The 16,843-nt window shown below is 42.8% G+C and carries 17 protein-coding genes and 1 pseudogene; 17 read left to right on the top strand and 1 reads right to left on the bottom strand.

The window, feature by feature from the left end:
- The first annotated feature begins 244 nt into the window (after positions 1-244).
- The 15 genes and pseudogenes from megL to paaX all read left to right on the top strand — a co-directional run bounded on the left by megL (position 245) and on the right by paaX (position 13,924).
- Positions 245-1,447, top strand: a complete 1,203-nt coding sequence (gene megL / locus HNR31_RS09500; RefSeq protein ID WP_181556003.1) for a methionine gamma-lyase — start codon at positions 245-247, stop codon at positions 1,445-1,447.
- Positions 1,448-1,621: 174 nt separating this feature from the next.
- Positions 1,622-1,986, top strand: a pseudogene (locus HNR31_RS09505) (YunG family protein).
- 406 nt (positions 1,987-2,392) lie between these two features.
- Positions 2,393-3,718: a phenylacetate--CoA ligase PaaK gene (gene paaK / locus HNR31_RS09510; RefSeq protein WP_181556004.1), complete on the top strand. Its 1,326-nt coding sequence runs from the start codon at positions 2,393-2,395 to the stop codon at positions 3,716-3,718.
- Positions 3,719-3,822: 104 nt separating this feature from the next.
- Positions 3,823-4,791 (top strand): 1,2-phenylacetyl-CoA epoxidase subunit PaaA, encoded by a 969-nt coding sequence (gene paaA / locus HNR31_RS09515; RefSeq protein WP_181556005.1) that lies wholly within the window; start codon positions 3,823-3,825, stop codon positions 4,789-4,791.
- A 17-nt stretch (positions 4,792-4,808) separates the two neighbouring features.
- On the top strand, positions 4,809-5,162 hold the full coding sequence (gene paaB, locus HNR31_RS09520) for a 1,2-phenylacetyl-CoA epoxidase subunit PaaB (RefSeq protein ID WP_181556006.1): 354 nt from the start codon (positions 4,809-4,811) through the stop codon (positions 5,160-5,162).
- Entirely contained in the window at positions 5,138-5,980 is an 843-nt protein-coding gene (gene paaC / locus HNR31_RS09525) for a 1,2-phenylacetyl-CoA epoxidase subunit PaaC (protein WP_181556007.1), read from the top strand. Before paaB ends, paaC begins: the two co-directional genes overlap by 25 nt.
- Before the next feature lie 28 nt (positions 5,981-6,008).
- Positions 6,009-6,506, top strand: coding sequence for a 1,2-phenylacetyl-CoA epoxidase subunit PaaD (paaD, locus tag HNR31_RS09530; protein WP_228485675.1), 498 nt, complete (start codon positions 6,009-6,011; stop codon positions 6,504-6,506).
- 24 nt (positions 6,507-6,530) lie between these two features.
- Positions 6,531-6,842 (top strand): EthD family reductase, encoded by a 312-nt coding sequence (locus HNR31_RS09535; RefSeq protein ID WP_181556008.1) that lies wholly within the window; start codon positions 6,531-6,533, stop codon positions 6,840-6,842.
- Positions 6,835-7,611, top strand: a complete 777-nt coding sequence (locus tag HNR31_RS09540; RefSeq protein WP_181556009.1) for an enoyl-CoA hydratase/isomerase family protein — start codon at positions 6,835-6,837, stop codon at positions 7,609-7,611. The genes HNR31_RS09535 and HNR31_RS09540 overlap by 8 nt, the downstream gene beginning before the upstream one ends.
- A gap of 15 nt (positions 7,612-7,626) precedes the next feature.
- Complete coding sequence (locus tag HNR31_RS09545) at positions 7,627-8,400, top strand: enoyl-CoA hydratase-related protein (protein ID WP_181556010.1); 774 nt, start codon at positions 7,627-7,629, stop codon at positions 8,398-8,400.
- Positions 8,401-8,430: 30 nt separating this feature from the next.
- On the top strand, positions 8,431-9,948 hold the full coding sequence (locus HNR31_RS09550; RefSeq protein WP_181556011.1) for an aldehyde dehydrogenase family protein: 1,518 nt from the start codon (positions 8,431-8,433) through the stop codon (positions 9,946-9,948).
- 81 nt (positions 9,949-10,029) lie between these two features.
- A complete protein-coding gene (locus HNR31_RS09555; protein WP_181556012.1) occupies positions 10,030-10,887 on the top strand; it encodes a 3-hydroxyacyl-CoA dehydrogenase in 858 nt (285 codons plus the stop codon).
- Positions 10,888-10,903: 16 nt separating this feature from the next.
- Complete coding sequence (locus tag HNR31_RS09560) at positions 10,904-12,109, top strand: thiolase family protein (protein ID WP_181556013.1); 1,206 nt, start codon at positions 10,904-10,906, stop codon at positions 12,107-12,109.
- Between the two features lie 17 nt (positions 12,110-12,126).
- Positions 12,127-12,903, top strand: coding sequence for an enoyl-CoA hydratase-related protein (locus tag HNR31_RS09565; protein ID WP_181556014.1), 777 nt, complete (start codon positions 12,127-12,129; stop codon positions 12,901-12,903).
- Positions 12,904-13,048: 145 nt separating this feature from the next.
- Complete coding sequence (gene paaX, locus HNR31_RS09570) at positions 13,049-13,924, top strand: phenylacetic acid degradation operon negative regulatory protein PaaX (RefSeq protein ID WP_181556120.1); 876 nt, start codon at positions 13,049-13,051, stop codon at positions 13,922-13,924.
- A 67-nt stretch (positions 13,925-13,991) separates the two neighbouring features.
- Here the strand turns inward: paaX and HNR31_RS09575 are convergent, their stop codons facing one another.
- Positions 13,992-14,528: a gamma carbonic anhydrase family protein gene (locus tag HNR31_RS09575; protein WP_181556015.1), complete on the bottom strand. Its 537-nt coding sequence runs from the start codon at positions 14,526-14,528 to the stop codon at positions 13,992-13,994.
- A 68-nt stretch (positions 14,529-14,596) separates the two neighbouring features.
- Here HNR31_RS09575 and HNR31_RS09580 point away from each other — a divergent pair, with 68 nt between their 5' ends.
- Both HNR31_RS09580 and HNR31_RS09585 read left to right on the top strand, forming a co-directional pair.
- Positions 14,597-15,553 carry an NAD(P)H-dependent flavin oxidoreductase gene (locus tag HNR31_RS09580; protein ID WP_181556016.1) on the top strand — a complete coding sequence of 319 codons (957 nt, stop codon included), beginning with the start codon at positions 14,597-14,599 and terminating at the stop codon, positions 15,551-15,553.
- A gap of 266 nt (positions 15,554-15,819) precedes the next feature.
- Positions 15,820-16,830, top strand: coding sequence for an ABC transporter substrate-binding protein (locus HNR31_RS09585; protein ID WP_181556017.1), 1,011 nt, complete (start codon positions 15,820-15,822; stop codon positions 16,828-16,830).
- Positions 16,831-16,843 lie beyond the last annotated feature (13 nt).

The following is a 16,843-nucleotide window of genomic DNA, read 5'->3' on the forward strand; positions in this document are numbered from 1 at the left end:
CACTCCAAGGAGCATGTGTTTTTTTTTTGAAAGTCATTGCTGTCCGGCGGATCTTCACACATGAGGGAAGAGACCTGTTGATTAAACGATGAAAATGCTATTACACGAATGATTTTTATTAGGACTTGAGAAAAAACGCCTGATTCATTCTACAATTTTTTAACTTAGTTTTTCGGAATAGTTTTGAAAACGTTTACACAATGAGGTTGTACAGGGGATATACTGAATATAAGGGAGGGTTTTTATGAGAGGTGCTGAAAAACAATTTGAGACGTTAGTGATTCATCATGGATATGATACAACTCAACATCTTGGGAGTCTGTCAGTCCCGATTTTTCAAACGTCGACGTTTACGTTTGATACGGCCGAACAGGGGGAAGCTCGTTTTGCAGGACAAGAGGAAGGCTATATTTATTCACGGTTAGCTAATCCGACTACACGAGCTCTTGAAGAGAAAATGGCATGTTTAGAAGGTGGAGAGGCAGCGCTAGCGTTCGGTTCGGGAATGGCGGCGGTGTCGGCTGTACTGTTTGCCTTAACGAAAGCGAATGACCATATCATTTGTTCACAAGGAGTATACGGATGTACATTCGGCTTATTGCAGTTTTTAAACAAGAAATATAACATTTCGCACGATTTTTGTTCGATGGAAACAGAAGAAGAGATTTGTCGTCTCATTCGTCCAGAAACGGTTTGTATTTATGTAGAAACTCCGATTAATCCAACAATGAAACTAATTGATTTAGAAATGATCGTAAGGACAGTTAAAGAGCATGGGATTAAAGTCGTTGTAGATAATACGTTTTGTTCTCCGTACTTGCAAAAACCGCTGTCGCTTGGATGTGATGTCGTCGTTCATAGCGCGACGAAATATATTGGCGGTCACGGTGATGTCGTTGCTGGTATTGCGGTTGGAAGGAAGGAGTTGATGGAGGAAGTTGCAAAGACAACACAAAAAGATATCGGTGGAATCATCTCCCCGTTTGATGCTTGGTTATTATTAAGAGGGATAAAAACATTGCCCGTGAGAATGGATCGTCATTGTGCAAACGCCGAAAAAATTGCACAACTATTAAAAAAGCATCCGCTTGTATCCAAAGTCTATTACCCGAACGATCCAGACAATCCAGATTATCGAATTTGCCAAAAACAAATGAAGCGTGGCGGAGGTCTCGTTTCTTTTGAAATCAAAGGCACAAAACAAGATGTTCAGCGCTTTTTAAACCGTCTTCAACTTATCAAAATTGCAGTAAGCTTGGGCGATACGGAAACACTCATTCAGCACCCCGCTACGATGACTCACGCCGTTGTGCCGGAGGAAATCAGAAAGAGCATGGGCATTAGCGATCAATTGATCCGCTTATCGGTTGGACTTGAGGCATGGGAAGATATTTGGCAAGACTTAGAGCAGGCGCTTTGTTCGATATCACAAGACGCTTTTTCATAATTAGCTGTGATAGGGAGTACAAACGTTAAAGTAAATGTGAATAGACTTGAACTATCATTATCACTAAAACAAAGGGATCATGTCTTTTAACTAAAACAAGGAGAAATGTTCGATAAGAAATCGGATTATGAAAAAGAGATTGATATGCTTCCAAGAGAAAGAGAGGAATAGCCCATGAATGATCTAGAAGCCAAAGATACTGGAAATAAAAATGTTTTAATGAAAGTCTGGTCCATTGAATCAAGCTCTAAATGGACTCCCGAGAACCTGGCAAAGGGACAGGGGGAGTAACTGCGTTAGTGGTTAACGATTTATTAGGCGGAGAAATGATGAAAACGAAGACTCATGAAGGCTGGCATTTTTACAATCAAATCGACGGTCAGCGTTACGGTTTGACAGAGTCTCAATTTTCGGAAGCAATTGAGTATATGGATGTCCCTTCGAGTCGAGAAGAAGCATTCTTAGATACGAATGAAAGACAATACGTTTATTTAAAACAAAATGTATATCAAGATATTTTTAAGAATGACGAGCAATAAAAACAATGGATTTACAGGATGTAGGGATCGAATAAAAAAACGTTTGGAAATATAAAAAACCAAACGTTTTTTATTTTGTTGATAAACATTCTTATGCGGAGCCAACTGTCCTCCTTACTTAGAAAGCTTGTCAAAACGAACACAAGCATGAAAGGGACACTTTAATGCAAGGAAACTTTTGTTGTGGAAGCATCGAGACATTTTGAAAGGTGGATTCATTGAACCTACACATTTGGTAAATAAGAATTCTCTTTTTATATGAATTAACAATAAAACGGTTGACAATTTGGAATATTAACGATATTTTTAACTTTAGTATGATGATAAAATTTTATTACGTAATATAAACGTAATAAAATTTTATTTCTTCAAACAAAATGAAAGCGTTTTAAAAGGGGATGGGAGAATGATTTTACATGATATCGAAACGTCTTCAAGATGCGAAATGGAAACATTGCAGTTGGAGAGGCTGTGCCAAACCGTCAAACGAGTATACGAGAATGTACCGTTTTACCGGAAAAAGCTGACAGAACTTCGCGTTGAACCGGAACAAATTCGTTCGCTCGAAGATGTTCGAAAGCTTCCATTTACGACGAAAAAAGATTTGCGCGACAATTACCCGTTTGGTTTGCTGGCGGTTGATTTAAAAGCATGTGTCCGTGTCCATGCGTCCAGCGGAACGAGCGGGAAGCCGACGGTAGTAGCGTATACAAAAAACGACATTAATAACTGGGCAAATATTGTTGCGCGTGCGATTGCGATTGCCGGCGGGGAGCCGGGGAATGTATTGCATAATGCCTATGGTTATGGATTGTTTACGGGTGGGCTTGGCTTGCACTATGGCAGCGAACGATTAGGCATGGTGACGGTACCTGTATCGGGAGGAAATACCGATCGACAAGTGATGTTAATCGAAGATTTTCAGCCGGACGTCATTTGCGGCACCCCTTCTTACGTTTTAAACATTGCTGAGCGAATGAAAGAACTCGGAAAAGATCCGCGTCGTACCTCATTAAAATACGGCATTTTTGGGGCAGAACCATGGTCGGAAGAAATGCGGAGGACGTTAGAGCAAGAGCTTGCTATTAAAGCATGTGATATTTACGGGTTGAGCGAAGTGATTGGGCCCGGAGTGGCAATAGAATGTCATGAAGCGCAAAATGGGCTCCATATTGCTGAGGATCATTTCTTTGTTGAGGTCATTAACCCGCATACGCTTGAGCCGGTTGCTGATGGAGAAGAAGGAGAGTTAGTATTTACGAGCTTGACAAAGGAGGCGTTTCCGGTCATTCGTTATCGAACCGGTGATATTGCTTCCATTACGAGAGAACCATGTAAATGCGGGCGAACAACGACGAGGATGTCACGGGTCAAAGGGCGTGTCGATGATATGTTAATCGTTCGCGGCGTCAATGTGTTCCCATCCGAAATTGAACATTGCTTATTAACGGTTTCAGAGCTTGCTCCGCACTATCAAGTCCATCTTTTCCGAAAAGGGACGCTCGATGTGGTTGAATTGCAAGTGGAAGTGAACGAGCGGTTTTATCAAGAAATCGGTGGCAATTTAAACGATGAACGTATCGGTTTATTAGAAAAAAGAGTGCACCATTTATTAAAAAATTATTGTCTTGTTTCTATTGATGTGAAGGTACATGCCCCGAAAGCGCTTCCTCGTTCGGAGGGAAAGGCGATTCGTGTGGTTGATTATCGCAAAGAGAAAGCGACATTGTAGAAAATTATCACGGTCTGATGATTTTCATGATTGCAATATTTATAACATTATTTTATAATTACGTTAAATAAACGTTATATAATATAATTAGGGGGCAAGATGAAATGCCTGTTATGACATCGTTTGAGCGCTTATCAGAAGAAGAAAAATATAAACAGTTTATGGAAAGAATTGAAGCGGGAGAAAAAATTGAAGCTGATGACTGGATGCCGGAAGAGTATCGTATGACGTTAGTTAAGCTGATTGCGATGCATGGCATTAGCGAAATTATGGGAGCGCTTCCGGAGAAGGAATGGGTTCCGAAAGCGCCTTCGCTGCGGAGAAAACTTGGAATTATGGCGAAAGTACAGGATGAGATGGGGCATGGACAGCTTCTTCTCCGTGTCGCGGAAGATTTAATGGCACCGCTTGGAAAAACGCGCGAGGAAATTATGCAAGACTTATTTAAAGGAGATTTGAAGTTTCATAATGTGTTCCATATGCCTGCGCCGACTTGGGCAGATGCCGGTTTAATCGGTTGGCTTGTCGATGGGGCTGCCATCATTACGCAGACGAATATGCTTGACGCTTCTTATGGTCCCTACGCGCGCGCATTAAAGCGAATTTGTGCGGAAGAAGTCTTTCATGCCCAACACGGGGAATCGATTATTCTAGCGCTGGCAGAAGGAACAAAGGTGCAAAGAGACATGATTCAAGATGCATTAAATCGCTGGTGGGATGCATTATTAATGTTCTTTGGTCCTGATAATGCTTCCACAACAGGGACTTCGAAACAAGACATTACGATTAAATATCGCATTCGTACGAAAACAAATGAACAATTACGGCAAGATTTCTTTACAAAATATGTGCCGCGTATTTTATCGCTTGGGCTAAAGCTTCCGGATGAAACGATGTATTTTGACAAGAAACAAGGCAAATGGATTTATAAACAACCAGACTGGAATCAATTTAAAGAAATTATTCGTAACAATGGTCCAAAATCAAAAGAACGTCTTCGTTTGCGAGAATTATCGTATCGAAATAACGCTTGGGTTCGTGAAGCGTTAAGTGGTCAATCAGCAGCAGTGTGAGAAGTGGGGGAATTTCAATGAGTGATAGCGGAAAAGGTTTTTATCAAGTATTTGAAGTATTTAGCAGAAAAAATGATACAGCACCGCTCCAACATCAATTTAGCCTGCTTGCCCCAAACCATGAAATTGCGTTAGTGATGGCACAAGAAAATTTTATGCGGCGCGAACCTGTTTACGATATATGGATCGTCAAACGTTCAGATATCCGGCAAATGACTCAAGAAGAAAAAGAGTCGTTGAAGCGGTTAGATAATAAAGATTACCGCACGACAAAAGGATATGGGTATTTAAAAAAGAAATGGCGTCAATATGAACAAGAGATGCTCGATGAAAAAGAGATTCTTTCATGGAAGGGCGAGATTCAACGATGAAAATCATGAAACCAGAAGAGCTGATGCAACATCCTGAATATAAAGAGGTGCTGATTGAGCTATTGTTTCAGCTGGCAGATGATGATCTTATCATTGCGTATCGCGGATCGGAATGGCTTGGGCTTGCGCCACATATCGAAGAAGACGTCGCGTTCTCTTCGATTAGCCAGGATACGATGGGTCATGCGGCGATGTACTATCAATTGCTTGAAGAAATGGGAGTCGGAAACGCCGATGATTTAGCTCATGGCCGCAAAGCATCAGAGCGACGAAACGCGGTATTGTTAGAGGAGGTGAACGGTTCCGGTCACTATTTACACGAGCCCCGCTATGATTGGGCATTTACTGTTGTTAGGAACTATTTTTATACACAAGCGAAAAAAGTGCGCATCGATTCATTAAAGAGCTGTTCGTATGTGCCGCTTGCGCAAGTCGCAGTCAAAATCAATATGGAGCTTTACTACCACCTTATGCATTGGAAAACGTGGTTTATCCAGCTTGTAAATGCGCCAGGGGAAGCGCGTGAACGAATGAAAAACGCCGTGGCAAAAGTATTGGATGATTTCGCAGGTGTATTGACACTTGGCTCCAAAGGAAAGAAAATGGCCGAATTTGGGTTGATTGAAGATGAAGACCTGTTAAAACAGCGTTGGATTCAAGCGATGAAGCCTATTTTTGAACAGACAAATCTCAATTTGCCGAACAATTTTGGTATGAAACGTGGCAATGGCCGAAATGGCGAGCATACCGCTGATTTAGATGAAGCCATTGCTACATTATCAGAAGTGTACCGCCTCGATTCGCTAGCAAATTGGTAATCTTTTAATGAAGAAAGAAGGGATGTGAATGACCTTTGCTGGCCACATGATGGGAAAAATAAGGGAAAGGCTCGATTTCGTTAAAGATCCTGAAATTGATTCCGTCAGCGTTCTTGATTTAGGAATGGTTGAAGACGTTCAAATGAACAGTGGTGAAGTCGTTGTCAAGCTGCTTCCTACGTTTATTGGATGTCCGGCTCTTGATATCATTCGTCAACGTGTTGAAAGCGCTCTTTTAGAGTTGGATGGAATCGAGCAAGTCACAGTCAAATTTATTCACGATCCACCATGGACGTCTGACCGCATTACCGCAAAAGGGCGCGAGAAACTAAAAGAGTTTGGGATTGCTCCACCACCAAAACAAATGGGACCAAACGGAGAATGGCATGTCGAGTGCCCGTACTGCGGATCCGTCTATACAACAATCGAAAATGTATTTGGTCCTACTGCTTGCCGCAGCATTTTCTACTGCAAACAATGTAAAAATCCGTTTGAAGCCTTAAAGCCAATTTCTACGTGGATATAAAAAATAGAAAAGGAGAAGAGGAACATGGTAAAAATGATTGCCCTTTACAAACAGCCAAAAGATAAGGAGAAATTTGATGAACATTATTTTGAAACACATGCACCGATTACGGCGAAAATTCCTGGCTTACGCAAAATGGAAGTAACAAAGATCGTCGGCACACCGATGGGGGGAGATAGCGAATACTACTTATTATGCGAAATGTATTACGACAGCCATGAGGCGCTCAAAGAAGCAATGAAAACGAGCGAGGCAAAAGCCTCAGGAAAAGATTTAATGTCTTTTGCGGGCGATATCGTCACGTTAATGATTGGTGAGGAAGTCGAAAATGAATGATTTTCAGTATATTCGCATAAATATCGAAGAGCAGATCGCCGTTATCGAGCTGAATCGCCCTCACGTATTAAACGCGCTGAATCGAAACATGGTGATGGAACTTGTGCAGGCTATGGAAATGCATGACCGTGACGATGATGTGCGCGTCATTGTGCTAACCGGAAGGGGACGCGCGTTTGCAGCCGGTGCGGATATTGACGAAATGGCAAGTGACGATTCCATTACCCTTGAGCTGCTGAATCAGTTTGCAGACTGGGATCGTCTTGCACTCATAAAAAAGCCAACGATCGCGGCTGTTCACGGTTTTGCTTTAGGTGGAGGTTTTGAGCTCGCGCTTTGTTGTGACCTTTTATTTGCTTCGGAAACGGCGGAGTTTGCTTTTCCAGAAGTCAATATCGGTGTTATGCCGGGAGCGGGGGGGACGCAACGACTGACAAAATTAATCGGCAAAACAAAGGCGCTTGAATGGCTTTGGACTGGTGAGCGCATGTCGGCCAAAGAAGCCTATGAATTAGGGATTGTCAATCGCGTTGTCGCACCGGAGTTGTTGCTTGAAGAAACGATGCGATTTGCCAGAAAATTGGCGAAGCAACCCCCTTTATCTGTCCGCTTCATTAAAGAAGCAGTTCATAAGGCTGTTGACTATTCGATTTATGAAGGCATGCAGTTTGAACGAAAAAACTTTTATCTGCTTTTTTCTTCAGAAGATCAAAAAGAAGGAATGAGAGCATTTATCGAAAAACGAAAACCGCATTTCCAAGGAAGATAAAAGGTGGGATGCTCGTTGTACGAAACAATCCGTTATGAAGTTCGCGACCGAGTTGCGTGGCTCACGTTACACCGACCTGATAAATTGAATGCGTTTACAGAACAAATGAATAAAGAGATCATCGCTGCGTTAAAACAAGTCTCGGTCGATGAAGAGGTTCGTTGTCTCGTCATTACAGGGGCAGGAAGATCGTTTTGTTCCGGTGAAGATCTTGGAGGCGTAACGGAAGAGATGAACCACGGTGAAGTTTTGCGAACACGCTATGCCCCGATGATGAAGCTTCTTCATCGTTTAGAAAAACCAGTCGTGGCTGCTGTTAATGGAGTAGCGGCTGGGGCGGGAATGAGTTTGGCGTTAGCGTGTGATTTCAGACTTGCCTCAGAGAAAGCCAGTTTCATAGAAGCGTTTATTCATGTCGGTCTCATTCCCGATGCGGGCAATCTTTATTATTTGCCGCGTTTAGTCGGTCATGCGAAAGCGCTGGAGTTGGCTGTGTTTGGAGAAAAAATCACCGCAAAGGATGCCAAGGAAATCGGGCTTGTCACCAGCGTTATTCCTGAACATTTATGGGATGAAGAGGTCCACCGCTTTGCGCAGAGATTAGCGAACATGCCAACGAAAGCAATCGGGTTAATTAAGCGTTATTTGCGTGAAAGCTGGAATTGCACATTTGAAGACTATTTAGAAAAAGAAGCGCATGGACAACGCATTGCCGGACTTACGGAAGACCATCAGGAAGGAGTTCGCGCCTTTTTTGAAAAGCGACAGCCTGTATTTAAAGGAAAGTAATCTTACTCATTGAAAAGGAGTGTGTAACGAATGTCTACGGTAAAAGAGAAAAAAATGGAAAAACTTGAAACAAAACGTGAGATGTATCATCTAATTATTAACGGTGAACGCGCCGAAAGCTCCTCTGGCGAAACATTTGCGACTTACAATCCAGCAACGGGTGAGCCGGTGGCGAAAGTAGCCAAAGGGACAAAAGAAGATGCAGAACGCGCCGTTCAAGCAGCACGCCATGCCTTTGATTATGGGAAATGGCGACATTTCCCGGTCAACAAACGAGCGCGTATTTTAAATAAAATTGCCTCGATTATGCGCTCACGTTTTAATGAGTTAGTAGAATTAGAGATTTTAGATACAGGAAAGGCACTTTCGGCAGCACAAGGGCAAGTCATGCAGGCGATTGAAGACTTTGAGTTTTATGCAAGCGCAATCGTGAGTCATCGCGGTACCGTCAACAACATGCCCGGTGCTTTTCATAACTTTACAGAAAAAGAACCTGTCGGTGTATGTGCACAAATTATTCCATGGAACTATCCATTAATGATGGCAGCGTGGAAAATCGCCCCGGCGATTGCGGCCGGTTGCTCTGTTATTGTAAAACCGGCTTCATTAACACCATTGACGTGCATTGTGCTTGCGGAAATTTGCCATGAAGCGGGTGTTCCAGAAGGGGTTGTCAATGTTGTCACAGGTTCCGGTTCCGAAGTCGGCAATTATTTAGTAGAGCATCCGCTTGTCGATAAAGTCGCGTTTACCGGTTCTACTCCTGTCGGCAAAGACATTATGGAAAAGGCGTCAAAAACGTTAAAACGAGTCACGTTAGAGCTTGGTGGAAAATCGCCGAACATTATTTTTGAAGATGCGGATCTCGATGCGGCTGTAGATGGGGCTTTATTCGGTATTTTCTATAATACGGGTCAATCTTGTGAAGCACGCTCTCGTTTATATGTACATGAAAACATTTACGATCAATTTATGGAAAAATTTGTAGAGAAAACAAAAAAATTAAAGCTTGGTAATCCATTTGACCAAGGAACACATGTTGGTGCGATTATTAGCCGTGAGCAATTAGAAGTCATCGACGGCTATGTTCAATCGGCGATTCAAGATGGCGCAACGGTTGTCACTGGCGGAAAAGAAGCGAAAATCGAAGGATTTGAAAATGGGTATTGGTATGAACCAACGATTATTACTAATGTCCATCATGGAATGAAAGTCGTGAAAGAAGAAATTTTCGGCCCAGTTGTTGTCGTGATGAAATTCAGCGATGAAAAAGAAGTCATTAAGCTAGCGAACGATAGCGAATATGGATTAGGCTCGGCGATTTGGACAAAAGATCATGCGCGTGCACTTCGTGTTGCGAAACAAATTCAAGCCGGAATTGTCATGATTAACAGCCCATTCTCTGCCTTCCCAGGAACGCCGTTCGGTGGATATAAACAGTCTGGTTTCGGTCGCGAACTTTGTGTCGAAACACTCGATTTATATACGGAAACGAAAAGCATCCTTTCTTATTACGGAAGCCGTCCGCTCAATCCTTTCGGCGTGTAAAGAGCTTTTACGTTTGCGAGCACTTTCATCCGCGGATGGGTGCTCGTTTTCATTGATAGAACATAGAAGGAGAGGATTTTGATGATTCGTCGTATTGTAGTCATCGGTTCAGGGGTGATGGGAAGAGGCATCGCATATGTCAGCGCTGTTGGAGGATTTTTGACGACACTTGTTGATATTAAGGAAGAACAACTACAGAGCGCCAAACAAGAAATCGCTGATATTTTTGAAAAAGGCATTGCTCGCGGCAAACTGACTGAGACGCTAAAGAAAGAAGCGGAAGCGCGCTTATATTATTCAACCGATTTCATTCAGGCGGCAAAAGAAGCTGATTTAGTCATTGAAGCCGTTCCTGAAAAGCTAGAGATTAAAAAACAAATTTTTGAAACGATTGACGAACATGCACCAGAGTCGTGTTATTTTGCGACGAATACCTCGACGATGAGTCCAACAGAAATCGCTTCTTTTACGAAACGACCGGAAAAAGTCATTGCGATGCATTTTTTTAATCCCGTCCATAAAATGAAACTCGTTGAGCTTGTTCGCGGGTTAGAGACAAGTGATGAAACGGCTGAAGTCATTCAGCAAGTGGCTGAACAAATGGGAAAAGAAACGGTTGTCGTCAACGAGTTTCCGGGGTTTGTGACAAGTAGAATTAGTGCATTGGTCGGGAATGAGGCGTTTTATATGCTGCAGGAAGGCATAGGGACGCCGGAAGAGATTGATAAAGCGATTAGGCTTGGATTGAATTATCCGATGGGACCATTTGAATTAGCGGATTTAGTCGGACTTGACACGCGATTGAATAACTTAAAATACTTGCATGAAAAGCTAGGTGAGAAATATCGGCCAGCTCCGCTATTAGAGCAATATGTCAAAGCAGGACGGCTCGGGCGAAAAACAGGAAAAGGTGTTTACGATTACACAAACAAAGAATAGGAAGGTGCGCATATAAATGAAAGAAGTCGTCATTGTCGATGCGGTGCGAACGCCAATTGGAAAGTATAAAGGGGCGTTAAAAGATGTTCGTCCCGATGATTTAGGGGCGATTGTCATTAAAGCGTTAGTGGGGCGCAACCCAAATCTCCCATTAGAGCAAATCGAAGAAGTCGTTCTCGGAAATGCCAATCAAGCTGGAGAGGATAACCGGAATGTGGCACGTATGTCAGCGCTTTTAGCTGGATTGCCGGTTGAGGTAGCGGGAACAACCATCAACCGGTTATGCGGCTCAGGTCTTGATGCGGTGAATTACGGAGCACGGCTGATTATGACAGGAGAGGCGGAGATTGTCATTGCTGGAGGAACGGAAAGTATGACGCGCGCACCGTTTGTCATGGCAAAGCCGGACGAAGAGTTTCCGCGCGGCAATTTAGAAATGTTTGATACGACGATCGGTTGGCGGTTTATTAATCCAAAGCTCCAGCAAATGTACGGAACAGACAGCATGCCGCAGACAGCGGAAAATGTAGCGAAACGGTATGGAATTTCCCGGGAAGCACAAGATGAATTTGCCTATGAAAGTCAAATGAAGGCAAAAAGAGCGCTCGAACTTAATCGTTTCGCCGATGAATTAGTTCCGGTTGTGTACCATGATCGCAAAGGAAATATCGTCGTTGTAGATAAAGATGAGCATCCTCGTCCTGATACGACGCTAGAAAAACTGGCAAAATTGCGCCCGTTATTTGAAGGTGGAACCGTGACAGCTGGGAACGCTTCGGGCGTAAATGACGGTGCTTCCGCTTTGTTGCTTATGAGTGCGGAAAAAGCAAAAGAGCTTGGAATGACGCCGCTTGTGAAATATACAACATCGGCAGTGGCTGGTTTGGAGCCAGCTGTCATGGGGCTTGGTCCGATTTATGCAACGAAAAAAGCACTAAATCGGTCTGGATTAACGATCCGTGATATCGGGTTAGTCGAATTAAATGAAGCTTTTGCTTCCCAATCATTAGAGTGCATCAAACAGCTTGAACTTGATCGGGATAAAGTGAATGTGAACGGCGGAGCGATTGCATTTGGACATCCGCTAGGGGCAAGTGGTGCTCGAATTTTAACGACCCTCATTTATGAAATGAAAAGGCGCGGAGTCAAATACGGTCTTGCTACGATGTGCATTGGTGTTGGGCAAGGAATCGCTACGATTGTTGAAAATATGGATTCGTAATGAAGGGAAGAACAGGAATGGCAAACGTGTTGTTTGAAAAGCGAAATCATATTGGCTATGTCACGCTGCATCGCCCTGAAGTCATGAACTGCTTTAATTATGCCACATTGCAACAGTTAGGAGAGGTTGTTGAACAGATTCACATCGACCGTGACGTTCGGGTTGTGATTTTTACAGGATCTGGAGAAAAAGCATTCAGCGCGGGAGCGGATCTAAAAGAACGGAAAGCATTAAGTGACATGGAAGTACGACGCAACGTGAAAAAAATCCGCGATGTCTTCGATGCAATTGCCAATTTGTCGCAGCCAACGATTGCTGCGGTAAACGGTTATGCATTTGGAGGCGGTTTTGAGCTTATGCTTGCTTGCGATTTTCGCATCGCCGTAAAGGAGGCGGTGATGGGATTAACGGAAGTGAGCTGGGCGATTATTCCGGGAGCTGGAGGAACGCAACGGTTGCCGAGATTAATTGGCGAAGCGAAGGCAAAAGAATTGATTTTTACCGCGCGGAAAATTTCTGCCGAACAAGCATACGAATATGGTCTTTTAACAAAAGTGGTGACAAAAGACGAATTGTTGCCAAGCTGTGAGGCATTAGCGCATGAAATGATGAAAAACGGCCCAATCGCCTTGCAACAGGCGAAATATGCAATTCAACAAGGAATGAACGTCGACTTGCAAACAGGGCTAGCCATTGAAGCCAAAGCATACGAATTGACGATTCCAACAAAAGATCGCTTCGAAGCATTAGCGGCATTTAGTGAAAAGCGACAGCCGCGTTTTACAGGGGAATGACGAAAAGGGAGACTCATGTGTCATGGGCCTCCTTTTTTTATCCGATGAACAATTTAACGTTTTTTTTACCGTTCGGGTTGTCATTGTTATAAAAATTTGTTACGATTATATCTTGAAAATGACATAAAGGGTGTCAAAAATGAGCATGAATACGCGATCAATGATTTTTACAATTTACGGGGATTACATCCGTCATTATGGCAATCAAATTTGGATCGGTAGCTTAATTCGCTTATTAAAAGAGTTTGGGCATAATGACCAAGCGGTACGCGCTGCGATTTCCCGCATGAGCAAGCAAGGATGGGTAAAAGCAGAGAAAAAGGGAAACAAAAGCTATTATTCGTTAACAGAGCGCGGCGTGAAACGCATAGAAGAAGCGGCGAAGAGGATTTATAAAATCAGACCAGAAAAATGGGATGGAAAGTGGCGGATTTTTGTCTATACGATTCCGGAAGAAAAGCGGAATTTGCGCGATGAGTTGCGCAAAGAACTTGTATGGAGCGGATTCGGGACGATTTCCAACAGCTGCTGGATCTCCCCTAATAATTTAGAGAAACAAGTGTATGACTTAATTGACAAATATGAGATCGAACCATATGTTGATTTTTTTATCGCTCAATATGACGGACCGCATACGAACGAGCGACTTGTCGAGAAATGTTGGGATTTGGATGCCATTAATCAAAAGTATGAAGAATTTATCTCTATTTACAGTCAAAAATACATCATTGATAAACACAAAATCCAGCGTGGGGAAATGTCCGATGCTGAGTGTTTTGTCGAGAGAACGAAACTTGTACACGAATATCGGAAATTTTTATTCGTCGATCCGGGGTTGCCGGAAGAATTGTTACCGAAACAGTGGATGGGAAGTCATGCCGCTTCGCTATTTAGCGAATATTATAAAGAACTAGCGAAACCAGCAAGCCGCTTCTTTGAATCGGTATTTATGGATGGGAATGAATTAGAGAAAAAAGATGCAGGGTATGATGTATATGATCATCCTTTTATTGTGGAATAACACTTTTATCGTGCAACGCGAAAAAGCACTGTAGATGTAAGCAGTGCTTTTTTTGTTAACAAGTTTTTTACTTGTTATCTTGTATTTTTTGATTGGCTAACAGCTTACGATATTCTTTTCCCTTTTGAACATAGGAGTCAATGGAGAGTTGAATGAGCGCTAAGTCTTTCTCAGTAATTTCGCGAACGACTTTTCCCGGTGCGCCCATGACAAGCGAACGAGGAGGGATTTTTTTGCCGGAAGGAATAAGTGTGTTTGCTCCAATAATGCATTCTTCACCAATTTCTGCCCCATCTAAAATCGTCGAGCCCATTCCAATAATGGAGCGTTTCCGAATCGTGCATCCGTGAAGAATCACGTTATGGCCGACCGTCACTTCATCTTCAATGATAAGCGGAAATCCCTCGTATAAATGACATGTCGAATTATCTTGAATGCTGCAACGTTCTCCTACAATAATGGGAGCCTCATCCCCTCTTAAAACAGCGTTAAACCAGACGGTTGATTCCTTTCCAATGGCGACATCGCCAATAATATGGGCACCGGGAGCGATAAACACGGTATCATCAATGCTCGGAGTCTTCCCATTATAACAATAAATCATTTTCATCCTCCTTAAAGTATGATAAGGTTATGATAAGTATAACACAATTTTAACGGGGTGGGAATTTAATGAATGATGTTTGCCGTTTACTCAATATTCGTTATCCGATTCTTCAAGGGGGTATGGGGAATATTAGTAACGCCCAGTTAACGAGTGCAGTTTCAGAAGCAGGGGGACTTGGAACGATCGGGGTGGGAACGATGCCTCCTGACGAGGTGGAAGAAATCATTGTTGAGACAAAAAGAAGAACGAATCAACCGTTTGCCGTCAATATTCCGATTCAAGTGACACCGTATGTAGAGGAAATGGTATCGTTAGTGTTGAAACATCGCGTACCTGTTGTATCGTTATCAGCGGGAAATCCGGCTCCTATCGTTCCGAGATTTGCTGAACAAGGGGTGAAAGTTATCGTTGTTACGGCTTCGGTAAAGCAGGCGAAAAAAGCAGAAGAAGCAGGAGCCGATGTACTTGTCGCGGAAGGATACGAAGCGGCAGGAATTAATTCAAGTATGGAGCTGACGACAATGACGTTGATTCCGCAAATTGTTCGGGCCGTTCATGTACCGGTGATTGCAGCTGGAGGAATTGGTGACGGACGAGGAATGCTTGCTGCCTTTGCCCTTGGTGCCCAAGGAGTACAATTAGGGACGCGATTGATCGCGACAAAAGATGCGCCATTCCATGAGGCGTACAAGCAATTAATTACAGACGCAGACGAAAATGAAACGGTCATTGTTGGCCGCTCAGTAGGAAGGGTGCGAAGAATTATGCGCACTCCTTATGCCGAGAAATTGCTGCAATATGAGAAAGCAGGAGTGACATTGGAGAAGTTCAACGAATATACGTCAGAATATTATCATCGACGCGGGGCGCTCGACGGCGACTTTGCGGAAGGATTTGTTAATGCTGGCCAAATCGCTGGACTGATCGAAGACTTACCGACCGTTGCAGAATTATTTCAGAATATGATAGAAGAAGCGAAACAGCAGCTACACCTTTTATACCATACCGCTTTTTGTCAATGACATCTTTGAATCAAAGGGAACATCTTATTAACAAGATGTTCCCTTTTTATCGTTTCATTTTTTAGAAAATTATTGACTTTTCGTTACATCAGCTGATAATATTTATTTAGTATAACGTTATTTTAACGTTATTAAATATTTTTATGATGTTAATAAGGATATTTATTTTTTGTATCTTTGTGTAAGCGTTTGCAAATAAAACGCGCCTAGTTTTGTTTGAAGTGATAGAATACTAATTTTTTATAAAAAAATAAGGGGGAGTAAGGATGGTAAAAGTTATGAAAAGACTAGCAGTGCCAATGTTGGTCAGCATATTAGCGCTTTCCGGCTGTGGGAAGGAGACATCAACGAGTGATCAGAAAGAGAATGGAAGTGAAAAGCAAACCGCAACAATTGGGGTGACGCAGATTATTGAACATCCGTCACTCGATGCAGCCTTTAAAGGATTTAAAAAAGCGCTGGAGGATGGCGGATTTAAGGAAGGGAAAAATGTAAAGTACGATGTGCAAATCGCACAAGGGGATCCGAACAATAATCAAACGATTGCCAACAATTTGGTCGGAGATGGTGTTGACCTCATTTTTGCGAACTCTACACCGAGTGCTCAAAGTGCTTTAAATGCTACCAAAGACATTCCAATCGTGTTCACTTCCGTAACAGATCCTGTCGGCGCAAGCTTAGTTCCATCAATGGACCGAGCTGGTGAAAATATTACCGGAACAACGGATAGTCACCCTGATGCCATTCGTAAAATGATTCAATTTATCGATGAACAAACCGATGCGAAAACGGTTGGACTCATTTATAACTCCGGTGAACAAAATTCTGTGGTGCAAATTCAAAAGGTAAAAGAAGCGGCCAAAAATACCGACTTAAAGTTCGTAGAAGCATCTGTTTCAACGACGGCTGAGGTGAAGCAAGCGGCAGAATCGCTTGTTGGGAAAGCAGATGTATTTTATATCGTGACAGATAATACGGTTGTATCAGCGATTGAATCGGTTGTCAGCGTGGCGAATGAAAAGAAAATCCCAGTCTTTACAGGGGAACTCGATTCGCTAAAACGCGGCTGTTTTGCTGCATACGGGTTTGATTACTACGACATCGGTTATCAAGCCGGAGAAATGGCGGTAGTCATTTTAAAAGGGGAGAAAAAGCCGTCTGAGATTAAACCAGAATATCCGAAAAAATTAAAGCTTGTCATTAATAAAACGGCAGCGAAAAAGCAAGGAATTGAGCTGAAGCCAGAGTGGGATGGAATAGCTGAATATATCGAATAACGTTCGAAAGGAT

It is taken from the genome of Thermaerobacillus caldiproteolyticus, from assembly GCF_013761245.1.
GTDB classification, from domain to species: Bacteria; Bacillota; Bacilli; order Bacillales; family Anoxybacillaceae; genus Thermaerobacillus; species Thermaerobacillus caldiproteolyticus.